A 17,932-nucleotide genomic window follows, 5' to 3' on the forward strand; every position below is an offset into this window, starting at 1 on the left:
AATGGAATAATTGTTTTATCATATTCTTGAGATGAAAATTGGTTTATATTTATAGTAGTTAATATAATCTAATTTATGGAAAGTCTTGACAAATCTTAAGGTTAGGAATAGTATGATTGTGTAATTATGTCATTAAATAAAAAAATATTTTTAATAAATTAAGTAGAATTAGGGTGATGAATAGAATGAATCCAGTAATAATAATGAGTATCGTTATACTAGTTATAGCTATTTCAATGTCAATGGTAGGAAAAGGTGGAGGAAACTTCTATGTATTGGCAATGGTATTAGCTGGTACTTCAATGCATAAAGCAGCTACTACTTCACAATTGATTATGATGGCAACTTCAGTGACGGCAATGATTGTTTTTAATAAACATAAAAAAGTTGATTGGAAACTAGCGTTAATTATTGATCCTCCTACTGACATCATGGCTTTTGTTGGAGGATATTTTGCTGGATATATTGAGGGAACAACTTTAAAACTAATGTTTGCTATACTGTTAGTGGTAATATCAATTTTTATGTTTATTTCAGTAAAAGAAAAACCTATACAACATAGTGATAAATTTGGTTATTGGAATAGGACTTTTGGAAAATACGAGTATACTGTAAATCTATGGCTTACAATACCCATTACAGCTATCGTAGGTTTTTTTGCTGGTGCTATTGGAATTTCAGGTGGTGCTTTTAAAATTCCACTGATGGTTATGTTGTGTGGTATCCCTATGGGAATAGCAGTTGGAACTTCATCAGCGATGGTTGCAGTGACAGCTTTGATGGGATTTATGGGACATAGTATTAATGGTGATTTTAATCCTCAATTTGCTATACCACTAACTATTGTTGCTGTAATTGGTGGATTAATAGGAAGTAAATATGCTATTAAAAGTAAACCTAAAAATTTAAAGAAAATCTTTGCTATCACAAACCTTTTTGCAGCAATAACAATGATAATTACTATTATTACTTAAACTTTCTATAAAGTAATTGAGTTCATTAAAAAAAATCAATTAAAATAATAATTGATTTTCGATTGAAACTATTTAATTGACATACCAGCACTATGACCAGTGGTTAAGGCGATAGTCATATTGTATCCACCTGTATAACCGTGTAAATCTAATACTTCACCTATAAAATAAAGACCAGGGATGAGCTTAGACTCCATTGTTTTTGGATTAATTTCTTTTAAGGAAATACCACCACCTGTCACAAATGCTGCTTGGAGTGGTTTTACTTCATGTACTTTAATGGTAAATTTCTTAATAAAATTAGTGATTTGGTTAATAAGTTTGTTTGATATATCTGCCATCTTCAACTGTTCACTTATCCCTTGTGTTTTAAATAAATAATCTAATAGTCGGTTTGGAAGTAAATCTTTTATGATCGTCTTTAAGTTTTTTTGTGGTTCATTATTTCTTTTTTTCTTTATCAATTGAATTAGATCTTCTAATGAAAATTCAGGTAAGAAATCTATTTGTATAGATGCTTTTCGATGGTCTTTTAAGTAATGATATACAAATTGACTGAGTTTTAATGCTGCAGGTCCACTTAATCCGAAATGCGTGATGATTAAATCACTTGTATGCGACTTAATCACTCTTTGCTCTTCGTCTACTAAAGATAAGGTCACATCAGAAAATGATAATCCTTGTAATTCTTTTGAGTGAATGAGGGGATCATGTGAAATAAGGGGACTTTCAGTAGGGAATAAATCGATTAGCGTATGATTTAATTTTTTTGCGATATCATAACCAAATCCTGTAGAGCCTGTATGAGGATAGCTTTTTCCTCCAGTCGCGATGACTACATTAGGTGCGATGTATTCATCTTTTGTCGTCTGTACTCGTTTATAATCAGGTAAAAATTCAATATTTGTAACTTCTGTATCGCATTTTACAATGACATGGTATAAATCAAGTTGTTTTTTTAATGCTAAAATAAAATCAAGTGATTGATTGCTTTGTGGAAAGACCTTATCATCTTTTTCTATTTTTAAAGGAACACCTAATTGTTCAAAATAATGATAGATATCCTGTGAATCAAATTGATTTAATGCACTATATAAAAATCTGCCATTTTTGACTGGTAAACTATTTATAAATTGTTTAACGTCTTTTAAATTGGTTATATTACATCTTCCACCACCCGTTAATCTCATTTTTTTACCAATCTCAGTATTTCTTTCTAATAATAATACTTTTTTACCATTTTGGCTTGCTCTAATAGCACACATCATTCCACTAGGACCAGCACCAATAATAATAACGTCGAACATTTTAACACCTCATTAATTACATATAAACATTTCTTTTCAACCCTTATTTTATCAGAAATATAACTTAAAAGAAATTAATATATCATAAGTATCAAAAATAGTATCACTAATCAATATAATAATTATAATATATCTAATAAAAATAAAAAGTGAAAACTGATAATAATAGATAATTGGTTAAAAATAAGATTGAGTATTTAACTTAATCTTATTTTGTTTTATAATAGTATAGAGGTGAATTTCATGTTGTCAAAAGAAAAAATGATACGATTAAAGGAACTAGCGAATAAAGCCAAAAAAGAAGGCTTAACTGATAATGAAAAGGTTGAACAAAAAAAATTGCGTGATGAGTATTTAACCGTATTTCGTAAACATTTTCGTAAACGTTTAGATAATGTTGTATTTGTTGATGAAAAGGGAAATGAAATTAAAAAACCAATTCAATAAGAAGCAGTTAATACTAAAGTATATGATTTCTCTTTTTCATATTCTGTAAAAGAAAAATCTCCATATAGATTAATATTGTAATAACCTTCTTCTATAAGTATGTTTTTTAATTCAAAAGATTGTATTGGGAGTAAAGAAATTGTGTTACTTATGGATTGATTTTCTACCGTAAGTTCTGTGTTAAATGCTATTTTATGATTGTTTTCATTTAATAGATAATTACGAGTAAAACTTAATTGTTTTTCTTTATTATGAATGGTTGGTAGATGATCAATTTCCTGACTAATAATTCTGTCGTAGTTAATTATTTGAATAATAATGGTACCATTTGATTTTAATCGTCTTTTGATGTGGTTTAAAAAAAAGGCGATTTCTTTATTTGATTGAAGATGAACTAAAGAATTTCCGATACAATAAATGGTATCAAAAGTTTCTTCCATATTAAAGGAAAGCATATTTTTCACACTAAATTCAATCGTTAGATTTTGTTTTTTAGATTTAAACTTTGCTTTTTCTATCATTTTTTGATCTAAATCAATCCCTGTTACATGATAACCATATTGCGCTAATTTGATCGCATAACTTCCGGTACCACAGGCAATATCCAATATTTTTTTAGGAGGTTCTCCTGTAACTTTTTTTATAAAGTTCACTTGATTTTCTTTTGGGATAAAAATATCATCATAATATTCAGCGATTTTGTCATAAAAATCCATTGTTAACACATCCTTTAAAATTATTATAACAGGTTTGTCTTAAAATATTAATAATCTGATGTTTAATCATATAAACTAATGAAAATTATTCATTAATATATTTTTTAAAACCTTGCTTATGATATAATAGTGTGGAATGTAATTTTTGGAAAATAAAATGATTGTTAAAAATTAATTTGAATAGATAAATAGGTGAGATAAATGAAAAATTTTAAGAAAACTTTATTAATTATATTTGGCACAATATTTGTATTTTTGGGAATTATCGGATTGATGTTACCCATTGTACCCACAACCCCATTTTTAATACTAGCTGGAATTTTATATATCAATAGTTCAAAAAAGTTATATGCACGACTCATTAAAATTAGATATTTTGGTCCAGAGATAGAAAGTTATGTTGAAAGAAGGGAAGTTACAAGAAATTTTAAAGTTTGTAGTTTATTATTTATAATTGTTCCAACGATTATTACCCAATTTTTTATTGGTAAAAATTGGATTCTACGAATTTTCCCCATCCTCTTTGTTGTTATAGTAGTATGGCATATTTTGAGTCTAAAAACAGTGAATAAAGATAAGATATTTAGTAATTCAAATCAAACGGTTAAAGAAGAGGAGCGATCAAATTGAAAATAGCACTTATATACTTTAGTGGTACAGGAAATACAGAGTATGTTGCAAGGTATATTAAACAAAATTTAGAAGATGTTCATTTATTTAACATTGAAAAAATAAAAGATCATGATTTCAAGTCCTATGATACATTAATCTTTGGTTATCCTGTCTATGCTTGCTATCCTCCTAAAAATGTGAAAGAAGTATTAAAATCATTTCCAGAAGGAAATCAAAGTGTATATATTTATTCTACAAAGGGATTTTATAATGGAATATCTTTAAATATAGTTTCAAAAATATTGAAGAAAAAAGGCTATTTGGTTAAGGGTATATTATCAATCAAAATGCCTGGTAGTGATGGACTGGCTATGATGAAAAAAGATTCAAAAACATTAAAGAAAATGATTACTAAAGATTTTGAACACCTATCAAAAATCGATAAATGGATCAAAATAATAAAAAATAATAAAAAGCAGTATAGTTTAATAAATCCACTTAATTATTTGATTTCTTATTCTGTAAAAGGAGTATATAACCTAGTTGAAAAGAAAATGAAGGATAAATTTTATGCGGATTCAACTTGTACCCATTGTCATTTATGCGAAAAGAATTGCCCAATGAATAATATTAGTGTTACTGATACAAAGGTAGTTTTTAATAAGAATTGTATATTATGTTTACGATGTTTACATCAATGTCCGAATGAATCGATTCAAATTGGAAAAATAACTAAAGGAAAATATCGATATAAAGGACCAACGGGTGATTTTAAAGCGAATCATTAATATAATCTATCAAGGAGAGAAGATTAATAAACTTCTCTTTTTTTTGTTTATATCTAGATAGTTACTAGTCCGTTAGGTATATTTATGAGTTAAATTAACTATATTTAAGTGAGAGATAAATGAAGGGAAGAATAATATGGAAGAAGTTGGTTTAATATTAGCGGATAGTTTATCATCAATAAATAATGATTTTAAATTAACCCTAGAAATCGCTGGGAAGACCATACTTGAACGTTGTATAGAATCGATGATTCAACATGTTTCTAGAATTGTTGTTGTATGCGGGGGTAAAGAAGAAATCATTAGAAAAATCGTCACAAGATATTATCATGTCGAAACAGTATTTAATCCTAATGATAAACAAGACATGATTGAATCAATTAAAAGTGGACTAAAAGATGTTACTACAAGTCGAGTGTTTATTATCCCTGGTGATTTTCCTTTGGTTAAAAAAAAGACCTATGAGGATTTATTAAATCACAAAGGAAATATGATTATTCCAACTTTTAAAGGTGAAAAGGGGTATCCCATTTTAATTAATAAAGACATTATTTTAGATACTAAAATGATTAGAATGGAAGATATTTTAGATAAAACACCACAAACATTAATTGAGGTAGATGATGCTGGAATTCTAGTTGATATTGACACAATAGAGGATTATTTGTGTATTTATCGAACATTTAATCAATAAGGTAAATCCTATTTTGAAGTGAGGAGTGCGTATGAATAAAAATAAGATTTTACATTTAGTAAAAAGTGCGCTTATAAAAGAAATAAACGATAATATTAGTCATTTGCTTGTTTATTTTAAAGATGTGGATCATGATGAAATTGATGAAATCATTGCTCGATATGTCATAAATAATAATGAATTCACTACAGTCTTAAAATATCGTAATTATGACTGGATTATCGTTAATCAAGATAAAATTAAACTTTATCCTGCCTATATCCATGCTGTTGGTGGTAAAAAATGGGGTTATATAAATGAAAAAGGAAAATATTGTATAAAACCTACCTTTAATCATGATGAGGAATTTAAAGATGAACTAGCGATAGTCCAAGTAGATAATTTATTTGGAGTGATTAATGATAAAGGAGAATATATCGTAAACCCAATCTATGAAAATATTGAACCATTTCATGAAAACAGGGCAATTGTTACTTTAAATAATGAGCAGTTTATCATAAATGAAAGAGGAGAAATATTATCTGTAAAAGGATATCCTTATTTAGGAAACTTTCATGATAGCCGTGCAGTTGTAAAAGATAAGGTAAATAAAGAATATTTGTTTGGATATCTAGATTCAGCAGGTGAGGTAGTTATCCCAATTAAGTATAAAGAGGCAAATGATTTTAATAATCATAAAGCAGTGGTCAAAGCTACTAAATATCAATTAATAGATTTAGAAGGAAACATCTTACAGGAATATCCTTATGCTTATGTAGGCAATTATGGAGAAGGACGTTTAGTGATAAAAATTCAAGACAAGTGTGGATATATTAATGAAACAGGGGAAGTTATTATTAATCCACAGTATCAAATTTGTCATGCCTATAAAGATGATTACGCGATAGTTAATCAAGAACAGGAATTATATAATACCTATGGGTTAATTGATTTAGAAGGGAAGGAACTCTTTAAACCGATATATAATCATTTAATCCCATTAGGTGAAAAACGGTATGCAGTAGGATTGGCAAAAAACAAAAATAAACCCTACTTAGGCATATTATATGCCATTGGAAACGAAATGGGTGAATTTTTAACGGATTTTAAATATGAACAGATAAAACCCTATTATAATCATCTAGCAAGTGCTACTAAGAACAACAAAACATTTTTTATTGACTTAAATGGTGAAATAATTGAATCTTTACCAATTTTATCAGGCGTGGGTTCATTACAATTTATGGATCATATTATTCAAGCGAATATAGATCATGAATTGCATTATATTGATGATGAAGGTCAAATTATAAATTATCCAAATTATATTATCCCAATTAATGATTCACTTGATGTTGTAACAAAAAAATATAAACCTAATAAACAATATTTAGTTTACTATCCTAAAATTGAAAAGATAGGTATTCACAGAAGTGTAAATAAAAAATTAAAACAGTTAAGTCGAGTAAAAGAGGTACCCACCCATATACAATATGAATATTATGGGGATTTTACAGTTCTTAACTTACTAAATAATTTACTTCAAATTAAAATTGAAGGATATAAGTACCAGTATGGGGCAGCTCATGGATTTTCCTATCAAGAATATGCCCATATTGATATAGAAACAGGTATATTTTATCAGTTATTTGATTTATTTAAAGAACAATGTGATTATCACTTGATGTTAACAAATTGGGTAATTGAACACAAAAGAGATAAACACACGTTAATTGATGAGATGTATATTATAAAGGAGGATCCACTATTTTTTGTTGACACGAATCACCTACATATCGTATTTAAACCTTATGAGGTTGCCCCATATTCAGAAGGTTATATCACATTTTCAATTCCGTTCTCATCTATTATGAATTGTATTGATATCAATAATGATTTTTGGAAATCATTTCATAATTAGATCCAGGATAATCCCTTTTTAATTACCTAACTCTAGTAACATTTTTAATATTTACATAATATGATTTATTAAGAAGGTTTTTTTTGGGGAGGTTTTTTTTTGAAAGTTGATGCATTTTTTGAAGGTGGTGGGATATTAGGAATTAGCTTTATAGGGGCGTATAAAGCATTAACTGACCATGGAATATATATCGATAAAGCAATCGGTATTTCATGTGGTGCTATCCTAGCTACACTGATTACCGCAGGATTTTCAGCCAATGAACTAATTACTTTATTAAATGTTTATAAAGACTTTTCTTTCCTCAAACAAAAGACACAGACTTCCAAAAGAAACTATATAGGAAAACCACTCTCACTATTATTAAATAAAGGAATCTATGATAGTTATATTATTGAAAAGTTTATAGATAAAACTTTAAAACAAAAAAAAATCTCAACATTTGGTGATGTAATGAGCTTAGGTGAGAGTAAGCTTAAAATGATTGCAGCTGATTTTACTAATAAAAGGATGCTTTTACTTCCTGATGACCTACCATTATATGGTTATGATCCAATGGAATTTAAAATTGCGAAAGCGATTCGTATGAGTTGTGCAATCCCGTTTTTTTACACCCCTTACGAATTAAAATCAACTCATAAATCAAATTATATTATTGATGGGGGAGTTATTAGAAATATCCCTACATCAGTCATTAATAAAAATCAGGAATTAAGTAAATTAACATTAAGATTTAAAATAAAAGGTAGTAGAAATAAATGGTTTAATAGTTTTAAAGATATTCAAAATACCTTGAAATATAATAAAGATAATACAAGTTATGAAAAACATATCATAATTAATACAGATGGGCGTTTAAAAATAACAGACTTTGAGGTCAGTAGAGAACAAATAATTTATTTATATAGAGAAGGTTATAAAGCAGTCTATCAATTTATTAAGCATGAATTATTATAAGTTACAGTAGTCTGTAACTTTTTTCTGTTTAGAAAAATGTGATATAATAATTATAACTGGAAAAAAATGGTTTTGAAGGATGTGATATTGTGAGTAGAAATCAAATAGAATTAATAGAAGCTTATTTTAAACAAAATGAAAAAAATAAAAGAGATTTTATGATGGGTGCTGAGTTTGAATACTTTGTGGTTGATAAAAAGACTTTAAAAGTCATTTCATATGATGGTGAAAATGGCGTTTTAAGCACACTAACAAATCTATTACATAAAGGATATGATGGAATTTATGATGAACATCATCTAGTAGGTTTAAAAAAAGGGCAGTCGACTATTACTTTAGAACCAGGAAGTCAATTAGAAATTAGTTTAAAACCAGAAAAAGAAATTGCTTTTTTAGAATCTGAATATAAAAAAATATGTATGGATATTATCCCAATACTAGAGACAAAAAATCAAACATTAATCGCAACAGGTTATCAAGTTCATAGTCGTTTAGATGAAGTAAGTTTAATCCCAAAAAGAAGATATCATCGTATGTATGAGTACTTTAAATCTTGTGGAATTTACGCTCATCATATGATGAAACAAACTGCATCTACACAAATTTGTATAGATTATGAAAGTGAATCTGATTATCAAAAAAAATATCGTATTTTAAATACTTTATCACCTATTTTTTATACCTTTTTTGATAATGCACCATTTTTTGAATCAGAAACTTTTCCTAAACAATGTATTCGTTCACAAATTTGGGATAATTGTGATGAGAATCGTTGTGGTATCATAAAAAATTCTATATCTGATGATTTTAGTTATAAAGGATACGCTAATTACCTATTAAATCAATCGATTATTATTAGAGATGATGTTAATACATCTCAATCCTTATATAGGGATTTATTAAATCCTAATCATGTAGATGAATTAGAACAGGCGTTATCAATGGTTTTTCCAGATGTTCGCACAAGGAAATTTATAGAAGTTCGAATGATTGATTCACTACCCTATCCACTTAATTTATCAGTCGTTGCATTCTTTAAAGGATTGTTTTATGATGAAGCAAACGTAAATGAATTATATCAATTCTTAAAAAAAATTAATATAGAAGATGTTTTAAATGCTAAACTAAAAATAGTTGAGTATGGGATAGACACGAACTTAAAAGACTATAGTATATATGAAGTTATGAAGTATTTATATACACTTTCATATAAAGGATTAAATAATAAAGAAAAGAAATATTTATTACCACTGATGAATCTCATTCAATTAAAACAAACACCACAACAATTAACAAAAACGCAATTGAACCTAGGAAAATCAAAAGCTTTAGAATGGTGTATGATACAAGAAGGTTTATTTAGGGAGGTGTGTATATGGATGCAAGCTGTATAAATGAAATGTATATTGAGTTGATTAAAAATGGGGATTATGAAACAGATTATCAAAAGATGATTAATCAAGCAACTCATTTAAATTTATTGTATAAAGGGGAACCAATCCCCTTTTTATACCATCCGATGTTTTTTACAGAAAAAGATATCAAGCAGTTTAAAAATATTACTAAAACTTTAATGTCTATTGGAAATAAAGTCATTAAAGAGTATATAGACTCTCCTAGCTACCGACTAAAATTTGGGTTTCCCCCTTTATTAGAAGAATTAATATTAAAAGATCATGGGTATGATATTAATATCCCGATAGGAAGATTTGATCTATTTTATAATGGCGATGAATTTAAGTTCTGTGAACTGAATACTGATGGATCATCCGCTATGAATGAAGATAATACCTTAGCAAAAATATTACTTGAGTCTAAAGTTCTTAAGAAAATGAAAGATACTTATCAAATAGACTATCTTGATTGTATCAATACCTGGGTAGATGAAAGTATTAAATTATATCATGAGTATTCACTAAGTGATGAAAAACCGACGGTAGCGATTGTTGACTTTAAAGAAAGTGCAACAACGTATGAGTTTATTGAGTTTAAAAAAGCTTATGAAAACAAGGGATATAATACACTAATTTGTGATGCTCGTGATCTAGAATACATAAACGGCAAGTTATTTTATGAAAGCCAGCAAATTGATTTAATTTATCGAAGAATTGTGACAAAAGAATTGATAGATAGAAGTCATGAAATAGAAGATTTTATTAAAGCTTATAAAGACCAAGCAGTATGTGTAATAGGACCTCTAAAATCACAAATACTACATAATAAAATAATTTTTAAAATTTTACATGATGAGGATACGCTTGAATTATTAAGTACTGATGAAAAACAATTTGTGAAAAAACATATTCCAATCACAAAGCGATTTGTTGGTGGTTATGATGTCTATGAAGAAGTATTAGAAAACAAAGATAAATATATTATTAAACCTTGTGATTTATATGGGTCCCGTGGTGTTTATGTTGGACTAGATTTTAGTAGAAAACAATGGGAAGGTAAATTAAAGAAATGTTTTAATAATGATTATTTATATCAAGAATATTTCCATCCTTTTGAAAGAAATTTTATTGAATTTGAAAATCATAAGATAAAAGTCAGCCCATTCAAATGTATTACAGGATTATTTGTTTATAACGAGAAATTTGCCGGATTATATACAAGAATTGGGAAGAATCATATTATTTCTGGATTACATGGCTATTATACGGTTCCTAATTTGATTATAAAATAAGTCCGATTTTTAATCGAACTTTAAAATATGATTTTATATATAAAGAGAACTCATATTTTTGTGATGGTTTCCGTTTTTAGGGACAAAATTTAAAATATTTGATGAAAAAAACTGACTTAGAAGTCGGTTTTTTGAAATATCCAATTGAAATAATCATAATTCTTCGAGTAAACCATTTCATGATTATCCTCTAAAATATTTAAATAATAGTAATATAAATCATTTTTTCCTTCTATTGATTATGTAAATTCCGATTAAACTAATAACTAATTACATATATAGAGTATAATTTTATGGTTGCTTTTTTATGATAAAATTCAGCATAACATCTATCATAGTCAGTAATATATTTAGGAAAATAAGATTCAATTATAAAATAATCAGAACATTCAAATTGTAAAGTTTCACTTTTTCTAAACAATACTATTGCTAAAATTAAGAGTAATATACCTAGAACAATAAATATTAATCCAATAATTGTAAAATCATTTTTCTTCTTCATTTTAATTGTAGTAATAGTAGGACAACCACAATTAGAGCAAAATTCTTTTTCTATAGGATATTGTTTTTTACATTCACTACACTTAATTAAACCCATAATTTTCACCCTTTTTTATAATAAATATTATTTCTTTTTATACTATCTACATATGTTGTATTTTTTACCATAACAAGTACATCATCTTCAACTGAAACAATTTGACTAAAATGAGGGTATTGTTTTGTTTTATCAATACACTTGTTCACACCTAATAATAGCTTTTGATTACACCCTTTCAATTTATAAGTTATATATATGAAAGTCCTTCTAATTAAATTCGATTAAAATTCTTTAAAATAATAAGCGTTTCTAATGTTTGGATAGCGATCCAATCAGAAAATGATTTTTTAAAGTTTCCCTCGTAAAAATTACTTCCCCAACTAGGTGTTATTTTATGATTTTCTGTTAATTCTTGAACTAAGTAATCTAAATTAAAGTCAATTTGTGTTTTATCAATTCCAAAATAAATCATAGTGGGATGTTTTACAAAACTTAGTGGTGTAGGGACATATTCGGTTTTCCATTTTACTTGATTATATTCAACAAGTTGATGAACAGCTTTTGAAAGCTGTTTTTTTAATCTTTCTTTTAAATGTCCATCTAATTCATGATAAAGTGCTATAAAACAGTATAGTTCATGTTCACATTGAAATAGTTCAATATTCTCAATGTACTCTAACATATAGTTGACTAAATCATCTACATCAAGTGTTCTAACATATTGTTTATATCGAACAAGGTAGGCGATAACCTCAGCTGTAGGATTTCCATAATGCTCATCAATAGCAGTCATTTGTTTTTTTTCATCAAACTCCCACCAAATGGTATGCGGATATTCATTCACTTCTTTTGGTAGGGCGAACCAACCATGTCGTTTTTTGTTATATTGTGACTCTAAATAATGAATTGCCTGTTCAATTATGATTAAAGCTTCTTCTTGTTTATCTAAATCCTTCAAATGAGCTAGAGCTACTGTTGTCTGAAATGGTGAGGATAAAGGGAGTAATGCATCTGGTTCTAAACCGTGACCGAAACCACCATCTTCATTTTGGTATTTTAATAATGCTTGTAACACATTCTGTGTATTGTCTTCTATGAAAAAGTGTTTATATAATTCTTTTTCTAATAATCTACCTTCTTTTAAAATAAAATCACCACATTGATTTAGTACTTCTTTATCAATCATCACAAAGCCTCCTGTTTCGTTTAAATTAAATCCCATTTATATAATTATAACATGAAAATTCTTGAATAATTGGGTTAATGAGTTATTTTTTATAATATTTTATAGCTATAAATCAAGTTATTTTAGATTAAATTCATCATATTAATCTAATTTGTGACCTTTTTTTTATTTAGTATAACCTATTTATGATAATATTCGACACATTTCCTCATTAAATGTAACAGTAAATAAATATATTTATAAAATAAAATAAGAATATTTAACTTTATGGTTTACAAAATTTAGGAATATATATATAATATACTATATAAATAGTATAACACATTAAAAGAGGTGGTAGTGTGATACAGTTAAATAATCGTCTGAAACAAATTGTAGAAATTGTTCGTAAAGATCAACCGATAACTGGTGAACAAATTGCTTCAAAATTATCGGTTACAAGGGCGACTTTAAGGCCTGATTTAGCCATATTAACGATGTCTGGTATATTAGGAGCGCGACCTAAGTTTGGCTATTTTTATATTGGAATGGATGAAAATGTGCTTATTTCTAGAAAAATCAAAGAGAAAAATGTTGAAGAGATAAAGAGTTTACCGATTATGGTAAGTGAACAAACATCAGTTTACGATACTATTGTTACGATGTTTTTAGAAGATGTTGGGACAATTATTGTGAGCCAAAAAGGGTATTTGTCTGGAATTGTATCTAGAAAAGATTTACTAAAATCAGTAATTGGTGGTGGAGATATTAATAAAATTCCTGTAGGCATTATCATGACAAGAATGCCTAATGTTGTTTTTATTGAACCATTTGATGAGGTGATTACCGCAGCGAAAAAAATTATTGAACATGAAATTGATTGTTTACCTGTTGTCAATAAAGAAGTGATTGAAGATAAAGAGTATTATAAGGTAGTCGGGAGAGTCACCAAAACAAATATTACGAAATTGTTTGTTGAGTTATCTGGGGAGTAAGGGAGGAAAATATGAGAAGTTTAATCATCTATGTCATTTCAGATTCTATTGGGGAAACTGGGGAGCAAGTGGCAAAGAGTGTTATTAGTCAATTTGAAATTGAAAACTATGAAATAAGGAAATATTCCCATGTATTAGAAGAAGATTATTTAAAGGTAATTTTGGAACAAGCCACGAAAGAAAATTCAATCATTATTTATACCTTAGTAGAACAAAGACTATCACATTATGTAAATCAGCATTGTGAAGAATTACAAATACCTTATATTGATTTATTAACCCCATTATTGAATGCGATTGCTTATAGAACCAATTTAAAACCATTAAGAGAGCCAGGAATTAATCGATTATTAGATGACAAGTATTTTAAACGTGTCGAAGCAATTGAATTTGCGGTTAAATATGATGATGGAAAAGACCCTAGAGGGATATTAAAAGCTGATTTAGTTTTAATTGGGGTATCTCGTACATCTAAAACACCATTAAGTATGTATTTAGCGAATAAGAATTTGCTGGTAGCTAATGTTCCATTAGTTCCAGAAACACCTGTACCTAAAGAATTATTTCAAATTCCATCTAAAAAAATACTTGGTTTAACTAACTCACCAGAAAATCTCAATATTATTAGACAAGAAAGGTTAAAAGCATTAGGTCTTTCTGGGTATGCGAGTTATGCATCTTTAGAAAGGATTTTAGAAGAAATAGAGTATAGTGAAAAAATAATGAAAAAACTTGGTTGTCCAATTATCGATATTTCATCAAAAGCAATTGAAGAAACAGCAGGTATAATTCTTAATCTATTAAAGAAAAATGGTTTTTCAATAATAAAGGATAATTAATTACTGGAGGGAAAAATGGGTAAGTATGTTTTTGATTTTAAAGAGGGAATTAATAAAGGGAAAGCTTTACTAGGAGGAAAAGGGGCTGCCTTAGTAGAAATGAGTCGTCTTGGGATTAATGTTCCGAGTGGTTTTACAATTATCACGAGCACTTGTAATCTTTTTTATGAAAAAGAAGAAAAATTATGGGATGAATTAAAAGAGGAGATTATTGAGCAAGTGTTACAGTTGGAGAAAGCAACTGGTAAAAAATTTGGTGATATGGTTAATCCACTACTTGTATCAGTTCGATCTGGTGCAGCGATATCAATGCCAGGGATGATGGATACAATATTAAATTTAGGATTAAATGATCAAACCGTATTAGGATTAGCACAAAAAACCAATAATCGACGCTTCGCCTATGATAGTTACAGACGGTTTATTGAGATGTTTTCTTCTGTTGTTATGGGGATAGAAAAATATAAATTTGATCAAATTTTTGATTTTGTTAAAGAACAAAATCATTATCATCATGATATTGATTTACAAGAAGAAGACTTACAAAGAATTGTTTCAGAGTACAAAAAAATCTATCAAAAAGAGACAGGATTAGAATTTCCTAATGATACTTATGAACAATTATTTTTAGCGATTGAAGCAGTATTTAAATCATGGAATAATAACCGAGCGATTATTTATCGGAATATCCATGAAATTCCTCATGATTTAGGAACAGCAGTAAATATCCAATCAATGGTTTTTGGAAATATGGGGAATCAAAGTGGAACTGGTGTTGCATTTACTAGAAATCCATCGACTGGGGAGAATAAATTATTTGGAGAATATTTAATTAATGCACAAGGAGAAGATGTTGTTAGTGGTGTCAGAACACCAAAAACAATACAAACATTATCAGAAGAACATCCACAAATATTTGAAGAATTGAATACAATCGCTAAACGTTTAGAGAATCATTATTTAGATATGCAAGATATTGAATTTACTATAGAAGAAGGTAAATTATACCTCCTTCAAACTCGAAATGGTAAAAGAACAATTCAGGCAGCCATTCGTATCGCTGTAGAATTAGTGAAAGAAAGTAAGATTACAAAAAAAGAAGCCATTTCAAGAATAAATCCAAAGCAACTTGATCAGTTACTTCATCCAAATTTTGATCAAAAAGAATTAGAAGAAACACAAGTATTAACAAAAGGCTTACCAGCATCCCCTGGTGCTTCATCTGGTAAGGTATATTTTAACGCCCAAGATATTCTAAAAGCAAAAGAACGAGGAGAGACAGTTATTTTAGTTCGTCAAGAAACTTCACCTGAAGATATTGAGGGGATGGTAAATGCAATCGGAATAGTGACAAGTCGTGGTGGAATGACAAGTCACGCTGCAGTTGTTGCTAGAGGAATGGGTAAGTGTTGTGTTGTTGGTTGTATGGAGATGCAAGTAAGTGAACAATTAAAGGAAATTAGAGTTGGAGAAAATATTGTTAAGGAAGGCGATTATATATCACTAGATGGTATGACAGGAAATGTCTACTTAGGTCAGTTAAAAACAGTGGATGCAAAAGCACAAGATAATTTCGCATTATTTATGGAGTGGGTAGATGAAATTAAACGATTAAAAGTTAGAGCGAATGCAGATACAACAAAAGATACGCAACTTGCATTAAACTTAGGGGCTGAAGGAATTGGCTTATGTCGAACTGAGCATATGTTTTTTGCTGAAGATAGAATCTTAGAAGTAAGAAAAATGATACTATCAAAAACTATAGATGAAAGACAACTTGCTTTAGATAAATTATTAAAAATTCAAACAGAAGATTTTATCAATATATTAAAATTAATGGAAGGTAAACCATGTACCATAAGATTATTAGACCCACCATTACATGAGTTTTTACCAACTAGTGATGAAGATATTAAATTATTATGTCAAGAAATGAATTTACCTATAAATGAGGTTAAAAGAAGAATAAAAGATTTAGAAGAATTTAATCCAATGTTAGGTCACCGCGGATGTAGATTAGCGATTACCTATCCTGAGATTTATTTGATGCAGACAAGAGCGATTATTGAAGCTACAATCACATTAGTTGAAAAACAAATGAACATTATTCCAGAAATAATGATTCCTTTAGTTGTTGATGCTAGAGAATTTCAGTCTATTAAGGCGTTATTAACGAAAGAGATAAATCAGATTTTTAAAGATAAAGACATTTCAATACCATATACATTAGGCACGATGATTGAAACACCGAGAGCTTGTTTAGTTGCAGATGAGATTGCAGAAGTTAGTCAATTCTTTAGTTTCGGTACCAACGACTTAACACAAATGACTTATGGTTTTTCAAGGGATGATAGTCATAAATATATAAAATCCTATATAGAGAAACAGATTTTTGAAAAAGATCCATTTCAAATTCTAGACCAAAAAGGACTTGGAAAAATAATGAATTTGGCGATTGAACTTGGTAGAAGTAAAAATCCATCACTTAAATTAGGAATTTGTGGTGAACATGGTGGTGAACCAAGCACAGTTGAATTCTGTCATCATCTAGGGTTAGATTATGTCTCATGCTCACCATATCGGGTACCAATCGCTAAACTCGCTGCTGCTTTAGCAGTTATAAAAAAGGAAAAGGAGGATGTATCATGATTGACAATAATATGACGATGAATCATATGAGAATGAAATCAGGATTTATTTTCTCTTACCCAAGTCCTATTCTAAATAAAGGTTGTTTTCCTATTGATCGTAAAACTGAAACTCAGCTTAATAAACTACTAGCAAGGTTAAATAGAAAATATCCAACATTATTTCCTTCTTGTCAGGCTTCGTATTATACAATTGTTTCTTCTTATACAAAAGAAAATATACATCCGAAATTTATTGATATAACGACTATTAGTGATTATGATAATCTCAGTCGAATTAAAGATGAAATTAAAGATTTATCGATCGTGATTTGTTTTGGGGAGAAAGCATATTATGCCGCAAAGAAAGTTGAACAGACATTTAATATCCAATTTATAATAATAAAAACAAAAGAAATAAGTTATTCTTTGAATCGTCACATAAATTCATTTAATCAAACGAGTCCTAAACGAGTAAGAACAAATTATAATGTCTTAACACAGTTTAACGATATTGATAAACAGTTAATAAACATCTGATTTATAAAGACAACGAGTGCATTTTTCACTTGTTGTCTTTATATATTATATTGAAATAACAGTTTTAAGTAATTTTTGATATTGTACTAGTTAGGTTAGTTTGTTATAATAGGAATGAAAGCGTTTTTAATAGAAAGGGTGAAG

Annotated in this window: 17 protein-coding genes; 13 read left to right on the plus strand and 4 right to left on the minus strand. The window is 28.3% G+C overall.

The features are described 5' to 3' along the window. The first annotated feature begins 185 nt into the window (after positions 1–185). Entirely contained in the window at positions 186–974 is a 789-nt protein-coding gene (locus tag KHQ81_05075; GenBank protein QVK19079.1) for a sulfite exporter TauE/SafE family protein, read from the plus strand. A 68-nt stretch (positions 975–1,042) separates the two neighbouring features. Here KHQ81_05075 and KHQ81_05080 read toward each other — a convergent pair whose 3' ends face one another. Next, positions 1,043–2,281: an NAD(P)/FAD-dependent oxidoreductase gene (locus KHQ81_05080; protein QVK19080.1), complete on the minus strand. Its 1,239-nt coding sequence runs from the start codon at positions 2,279–2,281 to the stop codon at positions 1,043–1,045. A 243-nt stretch (positions 2,282–2,524) separates the two neighbouring features. On the opposite strand from KHQ81_05080, the gene KHQ81_05085 reads away from it, so the two are divergent. Then, on the plus strand, positions 2,525–2,728 hold the full coding sequence (locus tag KHQ81_05085) for a DUF896 domain-containing protein (protein QVK19081.1): 204 nt from the start codon (positions 2,525–2,527) through the stop codon (positions 2,726–2,728). Here the strand turns inward: KHQ81_05085 and KHQ81_05090 are convergent. Next, complete coding sequence (locus KHQ81_05090; GenBank protein QVK19082.1) at positions 2,722–3,444, minus strand: class I SAM-dependent methyltransferase; 723 nt, start codon at positions 3,442–3,444, stop codon at positions 2,722–2,724. The two genes, KHQ81_05085 and KHQ81_05090, sit on opposite strands and share 7 nt — an antisense overlap. A 201-nt stretch (positions 3,445–3,645) precedes the next feature. Here KHQ81_05090 and KHQ81_05095 point away from each other — a divergent pair, with 201 nt between their 5' ends. From KHQ81_05095 to KHQ81_05125, 7 genes are all read left to right on the plus strand, one after another. Further along, entirely contained in the window at positions 3,646–4,074 is a 429-nt protein-coding gene (locus KHQ81_05095) for a YbaN family protein (protein QVK19083.1), read from the plus strand. Further along, a complete protein-coding gene (locus KHQ81_05100; protein ID QVK19084.1) occupies positions 4,071–4,844 on the plus strand; it encodes an EFR1 family ferrodoxin in 774 nt (257 codons plus the stop codon). The genes KHQ81_05095 and KHQ81_05100 overlap by 4 nt, the downstream gene beginning before the upstream one ends. A 136-nt stretch (positions 4,845–4,980) precedes the next feature. Further along, positions 4,981–5,538, plus strand: a complete 558-nt coding sequence (locus tag KHQ81_05105) for an NTP transferase domain-containing protein (protein QVK19085.1) — start codon at positions 4,981–4,983, stop codon at positions 5,536–5,538. A 31-nt stretch (positions 5,539–5,569) separates the two neighbouring features. Further along, entirely contained in the window at positions 5,570–7,438 is a 1,869-nt protein-coding gene (locus KHQ81_05110) for a WG repeat-containing protein (GenBank protein ID QVK19086.1), read from the plus strand. Positions 7,439–7,537: 99 nt separating this feature from the next. Next, positions 7,538–8,395 carry a patatin-like phospholipase family protein gene (locus KHQ81_05115; protein QVK19087.1) on the plus strand — a complete coding sequence of 286 codons (858 nt, stop codon included), beginning with the start codon at positions 7,538–7,540 and terminating at the stop codon, positions 8,393–8,395. An 89-nt stretch (positions 8,396–8,484) separates the two neighbouring features. Continuing rightward, the gene (locus KHQ81_05120) at positions 8,485–9,789 is read left to right on the plus strand and encodes a glutamate--cysteine ligase (GenBank protein ID QVK19088.1); all 1,305 of its coding nucleotides are present in this window, start codon (positions 8,485–8,487) and stop codon (positions 9,787–9,789) included. Next, entirely contained in the window at positions 9,771–11,081 is a 1,311-nt protein-coding gene (locus KHQ81_05125; GenBank protein QVK19089.1) for a glutathionylspermidine synthase family protein, read from the plus strand. Before KHQ81_05120 ends, KHQ81_05125 begins: the two co-directional genes overlap by 19 nt. Before the next feature lie 259 nt (positions 11,082–11,340). Here KHQ81_05125 and KHQ81_05130 read toward each other — a convergent pair whose 3' ends face one another. Next, complete coding sequence (locus KHQ81_05130; protein QVK19090.1) at positions 11,341–11,679, minus strand: hypothetical protein; 339 nt, start codon at positions 11,677–11,679, stop codon at positions 11,341–11,343. A 214-nt stretch (positions 11,680–11,893) separates the two neighbouring features. Further along, positions 11,894–12,808: a hypothetical protein gene (locus KHQ81_05135; GenBank protein QVK19091.1), complete on the minus strand. Its 915-nt coding sequence runs from the start codon at positions 12,806–12,808 to the stop codon at positions 11,894–11,896. Positions 12,809–13,152: 344 nt separating this feature from the next. Between KHQ81_05135 and KHQ81_05140 the strand changes: the two genes are divergently transcribed. Genes KHQ81_05140 through KHQ81_05155 form a run of 4 tightly spaced genes read left to right on the plus strand, consistent with a single transcriptional unit; the run spans position 13,153 to position 17,788 of the window. Continuing rightward, complete coding sequence (locus KHQ81_05140) at positions 13,153–13,782, plus strand: helix-turn-helix transcriptional regulator (GenBank protein QVK19556.1); 630 nt, start codon at positions 13,153–13,155, stop codon at positions 13,780–13,782. 11 nt (positions 13,783–13,793) lie between these two features. Further along, positions 13,794–14,621: a kinase/pyrophosphorylase gene (locus tag KHQ81_05145; protein QVK19092.1), complete on the plus strand. Its 828-nt coding sequence runs from the start codon at positions 13,794–13,796 to the stop codon at positions 14,619–14,621. 15 nt (positions 14,622–14,636) lie between these two features. After that, entirely contained in the window at positions 14,637–17,270 is a 2,634-nt protein-coding gene (gene ppdK / locus KHQ81_05150; GenBank protein QVK19093.1) for a pyruvate, phosphate dikinase, read from the plus strand. Then, complete coding sequence (locus tag KHQ81_05155; GenBank protein QVK19094.1) at positions 17,267–17,788, plus strand: hypothetical protein; 522 nt, start codon at positions 17,267–17,269, stop codon at positions 17,786–17,788. The genes ppdK and KHQ81_05155 overlap by 4 nt, the downstream gene beginning before the upstream one ends. Positions 17,789–17,932 lie beyond the last annotated feature (144 nt).

Source organism: Mycoplasmatota bacterium (genome assembly GCA_018394295.1).
Classification (GTDB): Bacteria; Bacillota_I; Bacilli_A; order Haloplasmatales; family Haloplasmataceae; genus JAENYC01.